The sequence below is a fragment of the Compostibacter hankyongensis genome (assembly GCF_039541075.1).
In the GTDB taxonomy this organism is placed as follows: domain Bacteria; phylum Bacteroidota; class Bacteroidia; order Chitinophagales; family Chitinophagaceae; genus Compostibacter; species Compostibacter hankyongensis.
Map to the genome: position 1 here is coordinate 452,410 of NZ_BAABFN010000005.1, position 16,115 is coordinate 468,524.

Annotated in this window: 13 protein-coding genes and 1 tRNA gene; 11 read left to right on the forward strand and 3 right to left on the reverse strand. The window is 47.0% G+C overall.

Going from position 1 to position 16,115, the window contains the following annotated elements:
• Window positions 1–85 precede the first annotated feature (85 nt).
• Window positions 86–1,468 carry a phosphoglucosamine mutase gene (gene glmM, locus ABD851_RS12405; protein ID WP_344979717.1) on the forward strand — a complete coding sequence of 461 codons (1,383 nt, stop codon included), beginning with the start codon at window positions 86–88 and terminating at the stop codon, window positions 1,466–1,468.
• A 31-nt stretch (window positions 1,469–1,499) separates the two neighbouring features.
• On the opposite strand, the gene ABD851_RS12410 is transcribed toward glmM, so the two are convergent.
• Complete coding sequence (locus tag ABD851_RS12410; RefSeq protein ID WP_344979719.1) at window positions 1,500–2,537, reverse strand: glycosyltransferase family 2 protein; 1,038 nt, start codon at window positions 2,535–2,537, stop codon at window positions 1,500–1,502.
• 93 nt (window positions 2,538–2,630) lie between these two features.
• Between ABD851_RS12410 and ABD851_RS12415 the strand changes: the two genes are divergently transcribed.
• The 7 genes from ABD851_RS12415 to ABD851_RS12445 all read left to right on the forward strand — a co-directional run bounded on the left by ABD851_RS12415 (window position 2,631) and on the right by ABD851_RS12445 (window position 12,910).
• Window positions 2,631–3,782, forward strand: a complete 1,152-nt coding sequence (locus ABD851_RS12415) for a sensor histidine kinase (protein ID WP_344979721.1) — start codon at window positions 2,631–2,633, stop codon at window positions 3,780–3,782.
• A gap of 40 nt (window positions 3,783–3,822) precedes the next feature.
• Window positions 3,823–3,906 (forward strand) — tRNA-Leu (locus ABD851_RS12420).
• Between the two features lie 497 nt (window positions 3,907–4,403).
• Window positions 4,404–4,982: an RNA polymerase sigma-70 factor gene (locus ABD851_RS12425; RefSeq protein ID WP_344979723.1), complete on the forward strand. Its 579-nt coding sequence runs from the start codon at window positions 4,404–4,406 to the stop codon at window positions 4,980–4,982.
• A gap of 109 nt (window positions 4,983–5,091) precedes the next feature.
• Window positions 5,092–6,171 carry a FecR family protein gene (locus tag ABD851_RS12430; RefSeq protein ID WP_344979725.1) on the forward strand — a complete coding sequence of 360 codons (1,080 nt, stop codon included), beginning with the start codon at window positions 5,092–5,094 and terminating at the stop codon, window positions 6,169–6,171.
• Between the two features lie 206 nt (window positions 6,172–6,377).
• A complete protein-coding gene (locus ABD851_RS12435; protein ID WP_344979727.1) occupies window positions 6,378–9,818 on the forward strand; it encodes a TonB-dependent receptor in 3,441 nt (1,146 codons plus the stop codon).
• A gap of 9 nt (window positions 9,819–9,827) precedes the next feature.
• Window positions 9,828–11,615 carry a RagB/SusD family nutrient uptake outer membrane protein gene (locus ABD851_RS12440; RefSeq protein ID WP_344979729.1) on the forward strand — a complete coding sequence of 596 codons (1,788 nt, stop codon included), beginning with the start codon at window positions 9,828–9,830 and terminating at the stop codon, window positions 11,613–11,615.
• Window positions 11,616–11,737: 122 nt separating this feature from the next.
• Window positions 11,738–12,910 carry a purple acid phosphatase family protein gene (locus tag ABD851_RS12445; protein WP_344979731.1) on the forward strand — a complete coding sequence of 391 codons (1,173 nt, stop codon included), beginning with the start codon at window positions 11,738–11,740 and terminating at the stop codon, window positions 12,908–12,910.
• 23 nt (window positions 12,911–12,933) lie between these two features.
• Here ABD851_RS12445 and ABD851_RS12450 read toward each other — a convergent pair whose 3' ends face one another.
• Entirely contained in the window at window positions 12,934–13,527 is a 594-nt protein-coding gene (locus tag ABD851_RS12450) for a dihydrofolate reductase family protein (protein WP_344979733.1), read from the reverse strand.
• Between the two features lie 259 nt (window positions 13,528–13,786).
• Between ABD851_RS12450 and ABD851_RS12455 the strand changes: the two genes are divergently transcribed.
• The 3 genes from ABD851_RS12455 (at window position 13,787) to ABD851_RS12465 (ending at window position 15,728) form a co-directional block, all read left to right on the forward strand.
• The gene (locus ABD851_RS12455; protein ID WP_344979735.1) at window positions 13,787–13,972 is read left to right on the forward strand and encodes a CsbD family protein; all 186 of its coding nucleotides are present in this window, start codon (window positions 13,787–13,789) and stop codon (window positions 13,970–13,972) included.
• Between the two features lie 198 nt (window positions 13,973–14,170).
• Complete coding sequence (locus ABD851_RS12460; protein WP_344979737.1) at window positions 14,171–15,451, forward strand: S41 family peptidase; 1,281 nt, start codon at window positions 14,171–14,173, stop codon at window positions 15,449–15,451.
• A 49-nt stretch (window positions 15,452–15,500) separates the two neighbouring features.
• Window positions 15,501–15,728: a hypothetical protein gene (locus ABD851_RS12465; protein ID WP_344979738.1), complete on the forward strand. Its 228-nt coding sequence runs from the start codon at window positions 15,501–15,503 to the stop codon at window positions 15,726–15,728.
• Window positions 15,729–15,797: 69 nt separating this feature from the next.
• On the opposite strand, the gene ABD851_RS12470 is transcribed toward ABD851_RS12465, so the two are convergent.
• Window positions 15,798–16,115: hypothetical protein (locus tag ABD851_RS12470; protein WP_344979740.1), on the reverse strand; the 318-nt coding region annotated here is incomplete at its 5' end.

The following is a 16,115-nucleotide window of genomic DNA, read 5'->3' on the forward strand; positions in this document are numbered from 1 at the left end:
AGACAAACTGCAAAGATAGGTTTTAGATCGACCACGCACCCGGGAACCTCCAATGTTTTATCTTTGCCTTCTCAAAAGATATACTGTGGCGCTTATAAAATCTATTTCAGGGATCAGGGGCACGATAGGCGGAAAACCCGGCGAAGGGTTGTCACCCCTGGATGTGGTCCGCTTTACGGCTGCCTTCGGCACCTGGCTCAGCCGGCAAGGCGAAGAAAAAAAAGTAGTGATCGGCCGCGACGGCCGCATCTCCGGCAGCATGGTGCGCGACCTGGTGGTATCCACGCTGAATGGCCTCGGGCTGGATGTGATTGATCTGGGCCTGTCCACCACCCCCACCGTGGAAATAGCGGTGCGGGAAGAAAAGGCCGGCGGCGGCATTATCATCACGGCCAGCCATAATCCCCGGGAATGGAACGCCCTGAAGCTGCTCAACAGGGACGGGGAGTTCATATCCGCGGAAGCGGGCGCCGCCGTGCTGGATATTGCTGCCCGGGAAGATTTTTCCTTTGCCGAGGTTACCCGTCTGGGCAGCACTGCCGTCAACGACAGCTACCTGCGGCGGCATATCGACCTCATCCTGGAGCACCCCCTTGTGGATGCGGAAGCCATTCGCGGCCGCAAGCTGAATGTCGTGGTGGATGCGGTCAACTCCACGGGCGCCCTGTTTGTGCCTCCCCTGCTGAAGGCGCTGGGGGTAAACGGCATCACCGTGCTGTTTGACGAGGTAAACGGCCATTTCAGCCATAATCCGGAGCCGCTTCCCGAAAACCTGAGCGCGCTGTCCGCCGAAGTAAAAAAGAAGAACGCCGACCTGGGCATCGCCGTGGATCCCGATGTGGACCGGCTTTGCTTTGTATGTGAGGACGGGAGCATGTTCGGCGAGGAATACACCCTTGTGGCCGTCGCCGATTATGTGCTCAGCCGGAAAAAGGGAAACACTGTTTCCAACCTTTCCTCCACCCGCGCCCTGAAAGACGTCACCCTCAAACACGGAGGCGAATACTTTCCCTCGGCTGTCGGAGAGGTCAACGTGGTAAATAAGATGAAGGCCGTCAACGCGGTGATCGGCGGGGAAGGCAACGGCGGCATCATCGTACCGGAGCTGCACTACGGAAGGGACGCCCTTATCGGCATTGGCCTTTTTCTGAGCCATCTGGCCCGAAGCGGGAAAAACATGAAAGCCCTGCGGGGACTTTATCCGGACTATTTTATTTCAAAGAACAAGATATCCCTCGATGCAGGCGTGGATGTAAGGCAGGTTTTTGACAGGATAAAGGCGAAGTACAAAAACAATCCCATCAACACGGAAGACGGGCTGAAGATCGAATTTGACAACGACTGGGTACATCTCCGTACATCCAATACCGAACCCATTATCCGCATCTACGCGGAAAGCCAGTTCCAGACCACTTCTGAGAACATCGCCAAACGGATCATGGAGGACATCCGCGAATCCATGGCCTGAGCCGGGCAGAAAGCTGCGCTGCGGACGGCTATCAGGAGGTTTTGCGGGGAATGCCGGACAGCCGGGAGAAGCGCTTCCTGCCCAGGAGGAAATACTGCACAATAATGCTGCCGGTATAGGCGCCGGGTAATTTCCCTAAGGGCGCCGCCTGGCGGTCAGACGGCGACCGGTATGTCTTTCGCCATTTATAGTAATCCCGGTGGGCCCTCAGGATGGCGGTTACCTCCGCAGGCCGGCCCTGGAGCAGGCTGCGGATAGCGGCAAAGCCGTCCAGCATCAGCCTTACGGGAAGCACCCAACGCCGTTCTCCTCGGGGCAGGTTTTTGTGCAGCAGCATAAGATTATTCCGGAAGTTGAGATACACCTTCCGGGGATTGCCCTGAGGAAGGCTGCCGCCACCGACATGATACACGATGCCGTCGGGACAGTACAGCACCCGGTAGCCTGCCCGCTGCAGCCGCCAGCAGAGATCCACCTCCTCCATATGGGCAAAAAAATCAGCGTCCAGCCCGCCCAGCTCCCGGTAAAGGGAAGCTTTTACAAACAGCGCAGCGCCGCTGGCCCAAAATACCTCTGCTACATCGTTGTATTGTCCGTGGTCGGGTTCCACGGTATCAAAAAGACGGCCCCGGCAGAAGGTAAAGCCCCAGCGGTCTATCCACCCGCCCGCCGCGCCGGCATATTCAAAATGATCCCGGTTATGCCAGGAACGCAGCTTGGGCTGGGCGGCTCCCGCCCGGGGAGTCTGCTCCAGCAGGGCGATCACGGGCTCTATCCAGCCCGGTTCTACTTCCACATCCTGATTCAGCAAAACGTAATAGGCCGCATCCACCTGCCGCAACGCCCGGTTATACCCTCCCGCAAACCCCTCGTTCTCGGTATTCCGGATTACGGTTACCTGCGGGAAGCGGCTGGTTACCAGCGCTATGCTGTCATCCGTAGAGGCATTATCGGCCACGTATATACGCAGGTTGGGATAAGTGGAAGCGCATACCGAGGGCAGGAACCGTTCCAGGAAGGAGCGGCCGTTCCAGTTCAGGATCACTACGGCTACAGCAGGGAAAGACATGGGCTCGTCGGGTCAATGCAGCAAAAATAGGATTTGTGCGGGACTCTCCCCGGGATTCCATACAATATGCTATATTTAAAGCGTTTTATGAGTATGTTCAAGTATTATCCGGGCGGAAAAGCCATACTGGCGCTTATCGCGATACTGATCATCGCGGCTTCCCTCCTTTACGTGGACAACCTGGCCCGTAAAATGGCCGGGGAGGAGCGGAAAAAGATGCAGCTGTGGGTGGAGGCCAACAAGGAAATCCTCACTGCGCCCGCCGATGCCAACCTGAACCTGGCCAGCGAGATCATCGCCAACAACAAGACCATACCCATTATCCTGACGGACAAAAGCGGAAAGGTGCTCTATACCAACCTGGACTCCCAGCAGATCGCCCGGGACCCGCAATACGTCGAAAAGCAGCTAGAGCTGTTTCGCGTCCGGCATCCGCCCATCGTGCAGGAGTACAATCCCAAAAACCGGGAGGACCGCAACTATGTATATTACGGCGATTCCACCATGCTGAAGCAGCTCCGGTACTATCCTTACGTGCAGCTTTTTATCGTCGCCTTGTTTATCCTGGTCACCCTGATCGCCCTCACCAATACCAGCCGCGCCACTCAAAATCAGGTCTGGGTGGGGCTGGCCAAAGAAACGGCGCATCAGCTGGGGACGCCCCTATCGTCTATCGAGGCCTGGATGGAAATCCTGAAGGAGCATCCGGGAAATGCGCCCATTGTGGCGGAGCTGGGCAAGGACCTCGACCGGCTGAAGCTGATCTCAGAGCGGTTTTCGAAGATCGGGAGCACTCCGGTGCTGGAGGAGCACAATCTGGTCAGCCAGGTGACGCACATGGTGAACTATATCCGGAAGCGGGCGCCCCAGAAAGTCGGCTTTGAAATAGAGACCCACGGGGAAGACGATATCCCGGCGATGATCTCCCCCCTGCTGTTCGACTGGGTGATCGAGAACCTGCTGAAAAACGCGCTCGATGCCATGGAGGGCAGCGGCAGGATTACCATCACGATCAGCAACCGGGCTACGGAAACCTGGATCGACGTGGCCGATACCGGCAAAGGGATTCCCCGTACCCTGCAGGCCAAGGTCTTCAAGCCGGGGTTCAGCACCAAGAAAAGAGGCTGGGGACTGGGTCTTTCCCTCAGCAAGCGGATCATCGAGACCTATCACAAGGGCAAGCTGAGCATAAAATCCTCGGAAGCCGGCAAGGGTACCACCTTCCGGGTGCTCTTACGGAAATAGATTTGTTTCGTGGAAAAAAATCTTATTTTTGCACCCCCTCGCGGCGGTGGCGAAACTGGTAGACGCGCTACTTTGAGGTGGTAGTGCCCGAAAGGGCTTGGGAGTTCGAATCTCCTCTGCCGCACAATCCTTCCTGCCCCGGGCGTTGCCCGGGGCATTTTTATTTTGCAGCTGAGGTAAATCCGTTTGCCGGAAGCGGAGAAAATAAAGATGAAGATTACAAGCAGTCGCGCAGGAAGTTGTAAGCCCCTTTTTCCAAGAACGCAGAAGGTAATTTCCTCTTTCACTAAACAAGAATCTGCCAATTATCAAAAAGTTGGTAAAATGGATGCTTTTCATTTAGTATCAATAAAGTATTGCTAATGGAAGCATCACGCCGGTATCCATAGACGCCGTTCTTAATGTTTTGAACTTCCCCATAACCCGCTTTGAACGGGTTCCTGAGAGTATAACAAAAAAGCTTGAAAGAAAAATTATTAATTTATCATATAATTAGTAAGTAAATAATAAAAAGTAGACATTGAAAGCAAGCAGCACCTTTTAACTTACGATTTATATTGATTTATTTCATTTTATCAAAATTATACTTATCTTGTTTTGCAATTTATTCCTTTTCAGATCATGATGGAAGCACTTTTATGGCAAATACAACATCAGGAGGATCAAAATGCATTCAAACAGCTGTATCAATTATTGTTTTTCCGTCTCTATCAGTTTGCCTTCTCGTATTTAAAATCAAAAGAAAATGCCGAGGAGGTAGTCAATGATGTTTTTCTGTCGCTTTGGCAAAAAAGGCATGAATTGGACAACATTTCAAATTTCAATGTCTATCTCTATGTGGCGGTTAAAAATGCATCGCTGAATCTTTTGAGGAAAAACAAATTACCGGCGCCGTTATCGTTAAATGACCTGACCGTTAATCATTTACATCTCTCGATCAATCCCGAATCGCTGCTGATTACAGCAGAACTCCGCTCAGGGATCCGGGAAGCGATTGAGCAGCTTCCTCCCCGCTGTAAATTGATTTTTAAATTGATCAAAGAAGATCATTTAAGCTACCGTGAGGTTGCCGCCATACTGAATGTTTCAGTAAAAACCGTCGACGCACAGCTTTGCCTGGCATTAAAGAAACTTTCCTTCATCCTCCTCCCGCTATGGAAAGAATATAAATCCGTGCCCATAGCACTGGGCAACTTCTGATTAAAAAAAGGATGTTCTGACAAAGTCTTCAAAAAAAGTATTGATGTGCTTAGGGAATTTCCCAAAAAATCGTTTCCTTATTAAAAGAGCCCTAAGTAAGATCAAAAAAATGGATTCTGAAAGAATATTGCATTTATTGGCAAAACGATTGGGTCAACATGCTTCGGAACAGGAAATCAAAGAGTTAAATGATTTATTAAAAAGCCATCCGGAATTCCATTTTTTTACCGAAATACTGCGATCTGTTGAAGGAGAGAAACAACATTATGAATCGGCGGCCCATGAAGAAGAACTGATACAGAAAGGCTGGTTAAGGTTGGAGAAAAAGATCCCGGATAATTATAAGCAGCTCCCTTTTAAAAGAAAACAGAGAAGGATCCCGGGTCGCACCTATTTACTTCGTGCAGCAATCTGGACCAGCCTGCTTTTATCAGGTACCGCTATTTTCTATATCTGGCAATCAAAGAGGAAAAACGAGGTGGTACTGAAAAAAAAGTGGGTAATGGTGCCTTATGGAGCGCCTGAAAAAAAGACCTTACCGGATAGTTCTGTTGTATGGTTAAATGCAGGAAGCCATATCAGCTACGCTGATAATTTTATTCAGGGAAACCGGGAAATATATCTGGATGGCGAAGCCTGTTTTGATGTAAGACATGATGCCCGCCATCCTCTGATCGTCCACGCCGGAAACATTATCATCCACGTGCTGGGTACAAGATTCAATATCAAAGCATATGATAATGAGAATAAAATTGAAACGACACTCATCGATGGAAAAGTACAGGTACAAATAGCGGATAACCCGGACAAGAAAATAGTGCTGACACCCCATGAAAAGCTTACGGTAATCAACCAAAAGTTTGACATCAAAGGAAGAAACCTAAAAAAGCAGAAAGAACTGAGCTTCCAGGTAAAAGAAGTGATTCCGCTGCAGACCGAGACGCCTATTCCGGAAATAGCCTGGCTGCAAGACAAGCTGGCCTTTCAAAATGAACGATTCGGCGATCTTGCAAGGGGTCTGGAACGGAGATACAACGTGCACATCGTTTTTAAAGACACACTATTAATGAAAGAACGGCTCAATGGTATTTTTGAGAATGAAAGCATTAGCAAAGCCATGCAATTGCTTCAAATGACAACGTCGTTTCACTATAAGATAACCGGAGACACCGTGTATTTGAAACAATAATAATGGCTTAAAAGACAAATAACAGCGAGTTAATAAACTACATTCATTTTTGCAAAATTGATAAATAGCATAGTTATGTATTATGTAAGATATGGATGAAGGCTTCTAACGGCAAAAAAGGGAAGAGCGGCTACTCTTCCCCGTAAAAGTCAACAAGAGCAGGCCACGCAAGCCATGCCCCTTTATTAACTTATCAATACAAAAGTATGAAAAAAGTACTACCGTCCCCTATTTGCCCTGCCACTTCTTCCGGCAGCCTTTTCCGAAAACTGGTACTTATAATGAAGCTTACCTCTATTATTGTTCTTGTGTGCTGCCTCCGGGCATCAGCTCATGTAAATGGACAAAACTTGTTTACCATCCATATGGAACATGTAAATGTGGATAAAGTGCTTCATAAAATCCAGAAGGAAAGCCGCTATCGCTTTTTCTATAATGAGCGGTATCTGAAACATCTCAATCCGATCAGTTTAAATGTGCACAGGGCCGGCCTTTCGGAAGTGTTGGACAGGCTGCTGGATAAAACCCTCACTTACAAAATCATTGACAATGACCTCGTCGTGATTTCTTTGAAAGAACATTTAGAAGACCAGCATAAGGTAGAGGGCATGGTCGTGGACGAAAAAGGGGCACCGCTGGTAGGGGTTACACTGAAAGTAAAAGGCAGCAGCCAGGGAACCGTTACGGATATCGGAGGAAAATTCACCTTCGTTGTGCCCGAAAATGCTGTTTTGGAAGTGAGCTATGTAGGCTATCAGACGCAGGAAATAACTGTAGGGGATCGAACAAAGTTAACGATTACCCTGCAACCCTCGGCCAGCGGATTAAATGAAGTGGTAGTAGTAGGGTACGGGACGGAAAAGAAAGTAAATCTTACCGGATCCGTATCTACAGTATCCATTTCTGAATTAAAGCAAGCGCCCGTCACCAACTTTTCAAATACCCTGGCAGGAAGAGCTCCCGGTGTAATTGCCATAAATAATAGCGGAGAGCCGGGAGGAGACGGAAGCAATATCCTGATAAGAGGAAAACACACACTGAATAATAATGCTGCCTTGCTGGTAATAGATGGAGTACCCAGCCCTAATTCCACCTTGGAACGACTCAATCCGAATGACATAGAAAGTATGAGCATCCTTAAAGACGCTACGGCCTCTATTTATGGAGCAGAATCTGCCAACGGGGTAATACTCATTACTACCAAACATGGTATGCTCGAACAGGCGCCGGAATTTACCCTGACTTTTAATCAGGGAGTCACGCAGCCTACCCGGATACCGAAGATGGCCAGTGCTGTTCAATATATGAACATGATCAACGAAGCTGCTACATACGCCGGAAATACGCCGCAATTCACCGAAGATGAAATTAAAGCTTACGGCGATCCCGACAGGGATCCGTGGTTGTATCCATCAACAGATTGGTTCAGAGCCGGCTTAAAGAATTTATCCCTGCAAACGAACGCCAATCTTTCGATCCGCGGAGGGTCGAAGGAGCTTACTTATTATCTGTCCCTCGGAGGATTGACGGAAGACGGATTTTACAAGCAAAGCGCTACGCGTTACAATCAATTTAACCTAAGAAGTAACATCACTGCGCAGGTAACTAAAAATATAAAAATCGGATTGGACCTTAGCGGCCGTAAGGAAGCCAGAAATTATCCAACGGTCTCTGCAGCTCAGATATTCCGCTTTTTGATGAGAGGTCGCCCCACAGACCCTGCCTACTATCCAAACGGGGATCCGGGACCTGATCTGGAGAGCGGAGTTCAACCGGTGGTAACCGGTACTAAGGCTACCGGATTTCATCATAACAACCAATATTTTGCGACGGGTAATCTGACTGCAGACATCACCATCCCGGGTCTCAAAGGCTTCAATATCCGGGGATTGCTTTCCTATAACAAGAAATTCCAGGAAATTAAAGATTGGGCGATCCCCTGGACATTATACAATTTTGATAAACAAGCGTATATAAATAATGACAAAAAAGATCCTGAAAATTTCCTTACGGCTGCCATGAAAGGACCGTCGGATCCTCAACTTTCCCAAACATACTATTCAGACCAGAAAATCCTGGCCAATGCAGTAGCCAATTATAAAAAAACCTTTGGGGATCACAATATGTCCCTGATGGTGGGTACGGAAATGCAGCGGTTTGGAGAAAACAATTTCAATGCCTTTCGCCGGCATTTCATTTCCACCGAGATTCCCGAATTATTCGCAGGGTCTCAGGAGGACTGGACCAATAACGGGTCCGCCGCTCACGGAGCCCGGCTCAGCTATTTTTCAAGAGCAGAGTACAACTATAAAAATAAATACCTGTTTCAGTTTGTCGGACGGTACGACGGATCTTATCTGTTCCCCTCAAATAGCCGCTGGGGATTTTTTCCGGCCTTTTCAGCCGGCTGGCGACTTTCCGAAGAACCTTTTTTCAGGAACAAGATCGAGCTGTTTGATGAGCTTAAGTTGCGGGCATCCTGGGGAAAAACAGGTAATGATCTGACAGACCCCACCCAGTTGGTAGAAGCCCAGCAATACTATGGAGGCTATGAATTTGGAGGAGGTTATGTATTGGGAATAGATAACGTCGTATCCAGCCTTTACCAGTCCAGGATACCCAACCCCAGCATCACCTGGGAACGGGCAAATCAATTTGATGTAGGCATAGATGCGACAGCTATCAAAGACAAACTGACATTTACTTTGGACTTTTGGCGTCAGGTCAGAACGGGCATTCTTATCCTGCCCTTGGAAACCCAACCCCAAACCACCGGATATACACCTCCCAGGCAAAACATCGGCCAGGTCAACAGCACAGGCTTTGATGGCAATATCGGATGGAACCAACCGGTAAATGAAGATTTTTCGTTTTATATAGCGCTTAATGCAGGATATTCAGTATCCAAAGTTATTAAAACCAATGAGGTTACAGGATTACCCGAATATCAAACAGCCGTAGGCGATAAAATCGGCACCGGTTTATATTATAAATCCATCGGAATCTTCCAGAATCAGAAAGAAGTGGACGCCTATCCGCACTGGACAGGAGCAAGGCCGGGGGATGTCATGTTTGAAGACGTGAACAAAGATGGCAAAATCGATGCGAATGACAGGGTCAGAATAAATAAAAGCATAGGCACGCCGGACTGGATGGGAGGAGTCAATTTATCAGGAACATGGAAACAACTCAGCCTATCTATATTCTTTCAGGGCGCCGCGGGAGCTGTTCAATATGTACACACCGAGTCGGGCGATATCGGCAACTATTTTGCAAGTTTCGCTTCCAAACGGTGGATCCCCGACCCCGATGATCCAACCGGCATGACTCCCGATCCCAGCGGCAGTCCCTATTCAGGCCCCAGAACCTATGACAGAGGCGATGCGTATTGGTATAATAACAACAATACCTATTTCTTGCGAAGCACTAATTATATCCGGTTAAAAACACTGGAACTCGGATACAATTTCTCTCAGGCATTGCTCAATAAGTTGGGGAAAATCCATGCATTACGTATCTATTTGAACGGATATAACTTGATTACCTGGGACAAATTTAAACTGTTGGATCCCGAAGCAAGCAATTCTGCCGGACAGTACTATCCCCAGACAAGGGTTTATAATGTGGGATTCAATCTAACTTTTTAAAACACTGCCATGAAAAGGTATCTTAATTATATATACAGCATTTGGATCGTAGCCAGCATAATTACCGCGTCAAGCTGTAATAAAATTCTTGATGTAGAACCGCTCAACCAAATCACCACCGCATCGATATGGCAGGATTCATCACTTATGCAGGCGACAATTAACGACATATACCGGGGAATGGGATTTGGCGAGTTTAATTCGACCAGCGGCCTAAGCGTATTGGGAGATGAGGCCATGTGGACCAATGGCGCCACCGCCATCGTTCAGTCGACAATAACTTCTTCCAACTTGGATATTTTAGGCGGATCGAGATTCAATTATCTGGTATGGGGAAACCTTTATTCTTATATCCGGCAATGCAATATCTTCTTAGAAGAATCCGCCACTTCTCCCCTGGCTAACACACCCACTATAAACAGAATGAGAGGGGAAGCCTATTTCCTGCGGGCCTACTATTATCAGAATTTAATGAAGGGATGTGGAGGGGTACCTTTGATTTCCAAGGTCTATGGGCTTAACGACAGCACAGCCATTGCCCGGAATACGTTCGAGGAAACAGTTGATTTTATTGTTAAAGATGCAGATTCTGCAGCGGCCTTGTTGCCGGTAGTTTATGCCGCCGATAATCTTGGGCGGGCCACCAAAGGAGCTGCACTTGCTTTGAAATCGCGCGTATTACTTTTCGCCGCGAGCGACCTTTATAATATTAATCCGAGCCATATGCCGGAAACAGGATATATGAACGGGTCATCGGGCGACAGGCAGGACAGATGGAAAGCCGCCAGAGACGCCGCTAAGGCGGTAATAGACATGGGTGTTTATCAGTTATATGCCGCCGATCCTAACCCCGGTGATTCCATCGCTGCAAATTATGGTGACATTTTCTTAACCAAAACCAATTCCGAGATCATATTGAACAGATTTGCCAGTATAAACAACGGAGCCCCGGCAGTAGGCACCTGGTTTAATCCCAATGGATATCATGGTTATGGCGAAAACTCTCCGATCCAGCAAATGGTAGATGCCTACGAAATGAGGGACGGGACCAAATTCAGCTGGAGCAATCCGGAGCATGCAGCCCATCCTTATGAAAACCGCGACCCCAGATTTTATGCTACTATCTTCTACGACGGCGCCCATTGGAAAAAAAGATATCCGGATGGACAGGTTTACGACCCGGTAGGTATCATTCAGGCATTTAAGACCATTACCTTACCCGACGGAAGTACTTTACCCGGCATTGATACAAGAAACGGACCCATCGAGAATTGGAACGGAAGCTACCCCAATTATTATTTGCGTAAATTTCTCGACATTAGCAATGATCATTTGGCGATCAACCAGGAAATCCCATGGCCATTCTTCAGATATGCCGAAATCTTACTGAACTATGCGGAAGCCTGTATCGCACTGGGACAAGATCAGGATGCGAGGAGCGCCTTAAATCAAATAAGAAAAAGAGCCGGCATGCCGGAGTTCACCTCATCCCTCTCCGGAATAGAACTCAGAGATGAGTGCAGAAATGAACGCCGCATTGAATTGGCCTTTGAAGATCACAGATTTTTTGACATCCGCCGTTGGATGATTGCGCCTAAAGTAATGAATGAAGATGCAAAAGGCATTGAAATAACAGTGAAAGGAACAGACCGTGCAGACCGCAGCACTTACCATGATTATTCTTATAAGGTCATCGACGTACAAAAACGGCATTGGGATGATAAGATGTACTTTATACCCATACCGTTCGACGAACTGCAGCGGAATCCGCTATTAGTCCAAAACCCCGGATTCTAATAATTTGACATGCTCCCTTCGAACCCAAAAGCACCCTATATTACCAATCTTTATTAGTTTAAAACGGTGTAATTTGTAAACACTTTGCTTTTGTATGTAAGTATTTAAAGAAAACAGACTGAATGAAAAAAATTACTGTATTTATCTGGATTTGTTTTGTGGTACCGGTCTCGGCATTTTGCCAGGAAACATTTAAGATAACACACGGCCCCTACCTACAGGCAATGGGAACCACAGGAGTAAATATCATTTGGACTACCAATAGAAATGCAATAAGCTGGGTAGAATTAGCGGCTGATGACAGCACCCATTTTTACGCAAAGGAACACAAAAAATATTTTGCAGCTGAAAATGGACTTAAAAACACCGGCGAGCTTCATAATGTGAGAATTGATGGACTAAGGCCGGACACCCGCTATCGCTATAGAATTTATTCTCAGGAAGTGCTAAGCCATGAGGGATTCGAAGTCAGATACGGCAGCGTAGCAGCTGCCAGGGCCTTTATGGCAAAGCTTCCCGTATTTAAGACTAATATTAAGACTACAGATCATTTAAGTTTTGCTGTTATCAACGATATGCATCAGCGAAACGAAGTGATCAAAACGCTGTTAAATCAGGTTGACTGGAACAATACAGATATGGTGTTCTTCAATGGCGACATGGTAAATAATTCCAGGAGCGAGGACCAGCTATTCAGTTCGTTCATGGACACTGCCGACAGCATTTTTGCAGATCATATCCCCATGTATTATGCCAGGGGAAATCATGAAACAAGGGGAGAGTTTGCAAGTGAATTCCCCAAATATTTCCCTACCCAAACAGGGCATCTTTATTATCTGCTACGCAGCGGGCCTGTGTGTTTTATAATATTGGATACAGGAGAAGATAAGCCTGATTCTGATATTGAATATAGCAACATAACCTCTTTTGACAACTACAGGACCCGGGAGGCTGCCTGGTTAGAAAAAGCGCTTAAGGATCCCGATTATGTGCAGGCACCCTATAAAGTGGTAATTGGTCATATTCCGCCTTTTGGCGGCTGGCATGGAGAAACGGAAGTAGCGGAAAAGTTTATACCCTTGCTTAATGACGCCGGCGCTCAGATTATGCTTGCAGCCCATCTACACCGGCATGTAAAAAAAATGCCGAAACAAGGACCAAGTAACTTTCCTGTACTCGTCAATTCTAATAGCGCTATAATAAAAGCCAAGGTCGAAAGGGACCATTTACAAATAGATATGTTTGACCTTCAGGGAAAGCTAATAGATTCGGTAAGAATTGATCCCTCGAAATAAAAAGGACGATTGGATTCGACACTTCAAGCTCCGACAGTACCTGTCCGGACTTCTCCGGATCGCTTGTAATTGGCGATAATCACTCCGCTGGGGGTAACCACACTCTCAGTGACTGTAAATGCCGCCGGAATCATACCATTATCAAACAATTTTTTTCCTTTCCCAAGCGTCAACGGGTAAATTTTGAGCCAGAGTTCATCCACCAAATCATGCTTAAGCAACAGCTGAATGAGCTCACCGCTGCCGTGAACCTGAAGATCAGCGCCTTCTGAACTTTTGAGCTTTTCGATATCGGCCAGGCTTTCGAGGAAAACCGAGTTCTTCCAGTCTGACGTTTTCATGGTCGTGGACATGACGTATTTTGTACCGTCATTGATGCCCGGCCAAAAGTCTGCATGCTCAGGCCAGTAGGAGGCAAAAATCTCAAATGTTTTTCTGCCCAAAAGATAATCCGCAGGTTTCAGCTGCTTCGCCAGGACCTTGCCAAAGATTTCGTCAGCATAAGGCGCAACCCAGCCGCCATAGTTGAAACCTCCTGATGTATCTTCCTCAGGTCCGCCGGGGGCTTGCATTACTCCATCTAATGTGATCATGGATAAGACGATTATTTTTCTCATATTATTTCACCTCCTTTTTGTATTGTGTGCTTTAAAAAATTGCTTCAAAATTGGGTTTGTTACGATACAAATCTCAGTAAAAAGAGCGCACTATTGCAGTATAAATGCGACAATCTTAGCGGTCAAATACGACAAGTCTTTGATGGCCCTGCGCAGAGGGGGTAAAATGGCTGCTGCTATCATCCGACCTGTAAAATAAATACACGGCATAGTAATTGGGACACTTTGGTAAAAATTAATTTACCCTAAACTACTTTTTATGGACAAGTTGGAAATTAAAGGACACTGGAATGAGCTCAAAGGCAAGCTAAAGCAGAGCTACGCCGATCTTACAGAAGACGACCTGATGTATGAAGAAGGAAAAGAGGACGAGCTGATCGGGAAAATCCAGAAAAAAACAGGTAAAGGCCGGGACGAAGTAATCAAGCTGCTGAGATCCCTGTGAAAAAAATTCCCCATTTTAAATGAAAAGGACCGGCTATTGCTTAGCCGGCCCTTTTTGTATTCATTCCACCCGATTTTCGCAAACATTTGTGCAAGGACATTAAAAGCTTTCAGGAAAACCTTAAAAGAATAAGGAATAAGGGGAAGTTTTGTACATTTAGAACGACTTGCAACGCTACCATCCTCTAATTTAATTTCAGTGGCAAAACTTGTTATTGCTATATTCTTTCTCATCTCCCCGCTTAGAACATATGCGCAAACCTATAAAAGCTATCAGGCAGACCTGGATAAGCTGTATACCCTCTTAACAAAGACACCTTCTTATAAAGACCAGATCAAAGGAAAGAAACGCCGGGACTATCAAAAACTGTATGAGCAACTGAAACAGGATACGGCAGGCATGGTCACTGAGTACGACGCTTTTCTTAATCTTGTCCGGTTATTTTTTCCTTTCCGGGATAATCATCTCGGATTCTATCGGATCCCTGGCTATTTTCTTACCAGGACGCAATTCCAAGACAGCGCTGCCATCAGAAAATACAGGACAAGCAAAATATTCCTGGAGTATCCTAAAACACAAATCAATCTGGATTCCCTCGAGCTTGTCCTAAAGAAAGTCCCCAAAGATTCCGTCGAAGGAATTTATCACTATGGCCATTATTTAAAAATAGGCCTTTTTCAAACTCACTTAAAAGGCGCGTACCAGGGCGTTGTTCTGTCCACTACCCTGCCCGGCTGGCAAAAAGGCCAGATAGCGGCCTGGCTGTACGAATATATGCCGGGCTATTTCAGAGCGGTATATGCTCATCCCGTATGGAAAATATTAACGCTTTATAGTAACGAAAAATACAGAGATCAGTCGCTCATCAATTCCTATTTCTACGCTTCGATAACTGAGGCCATTTATACCAAAAACCCCGGCGAATCCGGCTATGCCAACATCGGAAAAAACACTCCCACCTTCCAATTCCATGCTCTTACTCCAGATATCCAGTACATACGAATAGGTAGCTTTTCTGCGTCGCCTTCTGCGCTGAAAATATCTGAGACATTTTACAACCGCATCAAAGATTCGCTAACGGCCCCTCATATTATTGTGGACTTGAGAAATAATACGGGCGGTGGAATTAAAGCTTCTGAAAAATACCGGAAGCTGTTCAAAACGCTTTCAAAAAAGAAGAAGATATACGTTTTAATAAACAACGGGACTATGAGCGAGGGAGAAAGATTCGCGCTCAGCATGAAAAAGCTTTCGAATGTTACTACTTTCGGGCAGACCACCAGGGGAACCATTGCCTACGGCAGCAATTACGGAAAAACAGAAAAATTACCGGACGGAAAATTCCTGGTGTACATCACCGATATGAAAGATCCGCATCATTACTTCAGATATGAAAGTTTGGGCATACCACCGGAGATTTTTCTGAAAAGGGACAGGGACTGGATAGATCAGGTGGTGGAGGAGATTGAAAATTTTTGAATACCTTTAAGCATAACCCTTTTTTCTTCCGTTATCAATTGTAAATACCATGGCCGCTAACAACCCTTATACCGATCCCGTTCTGGCAGAAAAGATCATGCTATATCTCTATGAGCCGGAGAAAAGCGGACAGCGCATTTCCGTCGGAGATATGGCCAGGCTATGGAACATCGATACCGATAAGGTAACGACGACCTGCAGGGAATTATATGAAAACAAACCGGATGAATTTGAGGTGGACGATGCCGGTTATCCGTCGATGATCGAGCTCAGATAATTCCGGGCTTCCTTGGGCTTGAAGCGGGACAAATACAGCCGTCGCGGTACAGCGCCCGGACAATATTGTTTATGCAAAATAATACATGATCCAGGTCATGGCAGCGGTGAGCAGGGCGGCATAGAAGATATCCGATCGGTAGAACGGTATCTTTTCATCGGCCCTTTTCAGGTACCACAGCCCCACACCGAAGGTCAGCAGCGCAGCCGGGTAAGCCGCCTGCTGCGTCGTGATCACACCGGTCACCGCCAGCACGATCAGCGGCGTGTGGATGATCAAACCCTTCACCAACGCATCCCGCATCCCCCGGAACGACACCGACAGCCCGTGCTCCGGCTGCACGCCCTTTTTGCGGTTCAGGTAACCGCTCAGCACCACCAGCAGCAC

Bases quoted from the DNA above. Each gene is read 5' to 3' on its own strand.
- ABD851_RS12410 (WP_344979719.1), bottom strand. From the start codon at position 2,537: ATGTCTTTCCCTGCTGTAGCCGTAGTGATCCTGAACTGGAACGGCCGC.
- ABD851_RS12415 (WP_344979721.1), top strand. From the start codon at position 2,631: ATGTTCAAGTATTATCCGGGCGGAAAAGCCATACTGGCGCTTATCGCG.
- ABD851_RS12465 (WP_344979738.1), top strand. From the start codon at position 15,501: ATGGCCGCTAACAACCCTTATACCGATCCCGTTCTGGCAGAAAAGATC.
- ABD851_RS12450 (WP_344979733.1), bottom strand. From the start codon at position 13,527: ATGAGAAAAATAATCGTCTTATCCATGATCACATTAGATGGAGTAATG.
- ABD851_RS12440 (WP_344979729.1), top strand. From the start codon at position 9,828: ATGAAAAGGTATCTTAATTATATATACAGCATTTGGATCGTAGCCAGC.
- ABD851_RS12455 (WP_344979735.1), top strand. From the start codon at position 13,787: ATGGACAAGTTGGAAATTAAAGGACACTGGAATGAGCTCAAAGGCAAG.
- ABD851_RS12425 (WP_344979723.1), top strand. From the start codon at position 4,404: ATGATGGAAGCACTTTTATGGCAAATACAACATCAGGAGGATCAAAAT.
- ABD851_RS12445 (WP_344979731.1), top strand. From the start codon at position 11,738: ATGAAAAAAATTACTGTATTTATCTGGATTTGTTTTGTGGTACCGGTC.
- ABD851_RS12435 (WP_344979727.1), top strand. From the start codon at position 6,378: ATGAAAAAAGTACTACCGTCCCCTATTTGCCCTGCCACTTCTTCCGGC.
- ABD851_RS12430 (WP_344979725.1), top strand. From the start codon at position 5,092: ATGGATTCTGAAAGAATATTGCATTTATTGGCAAAACGATTGGGTCAA.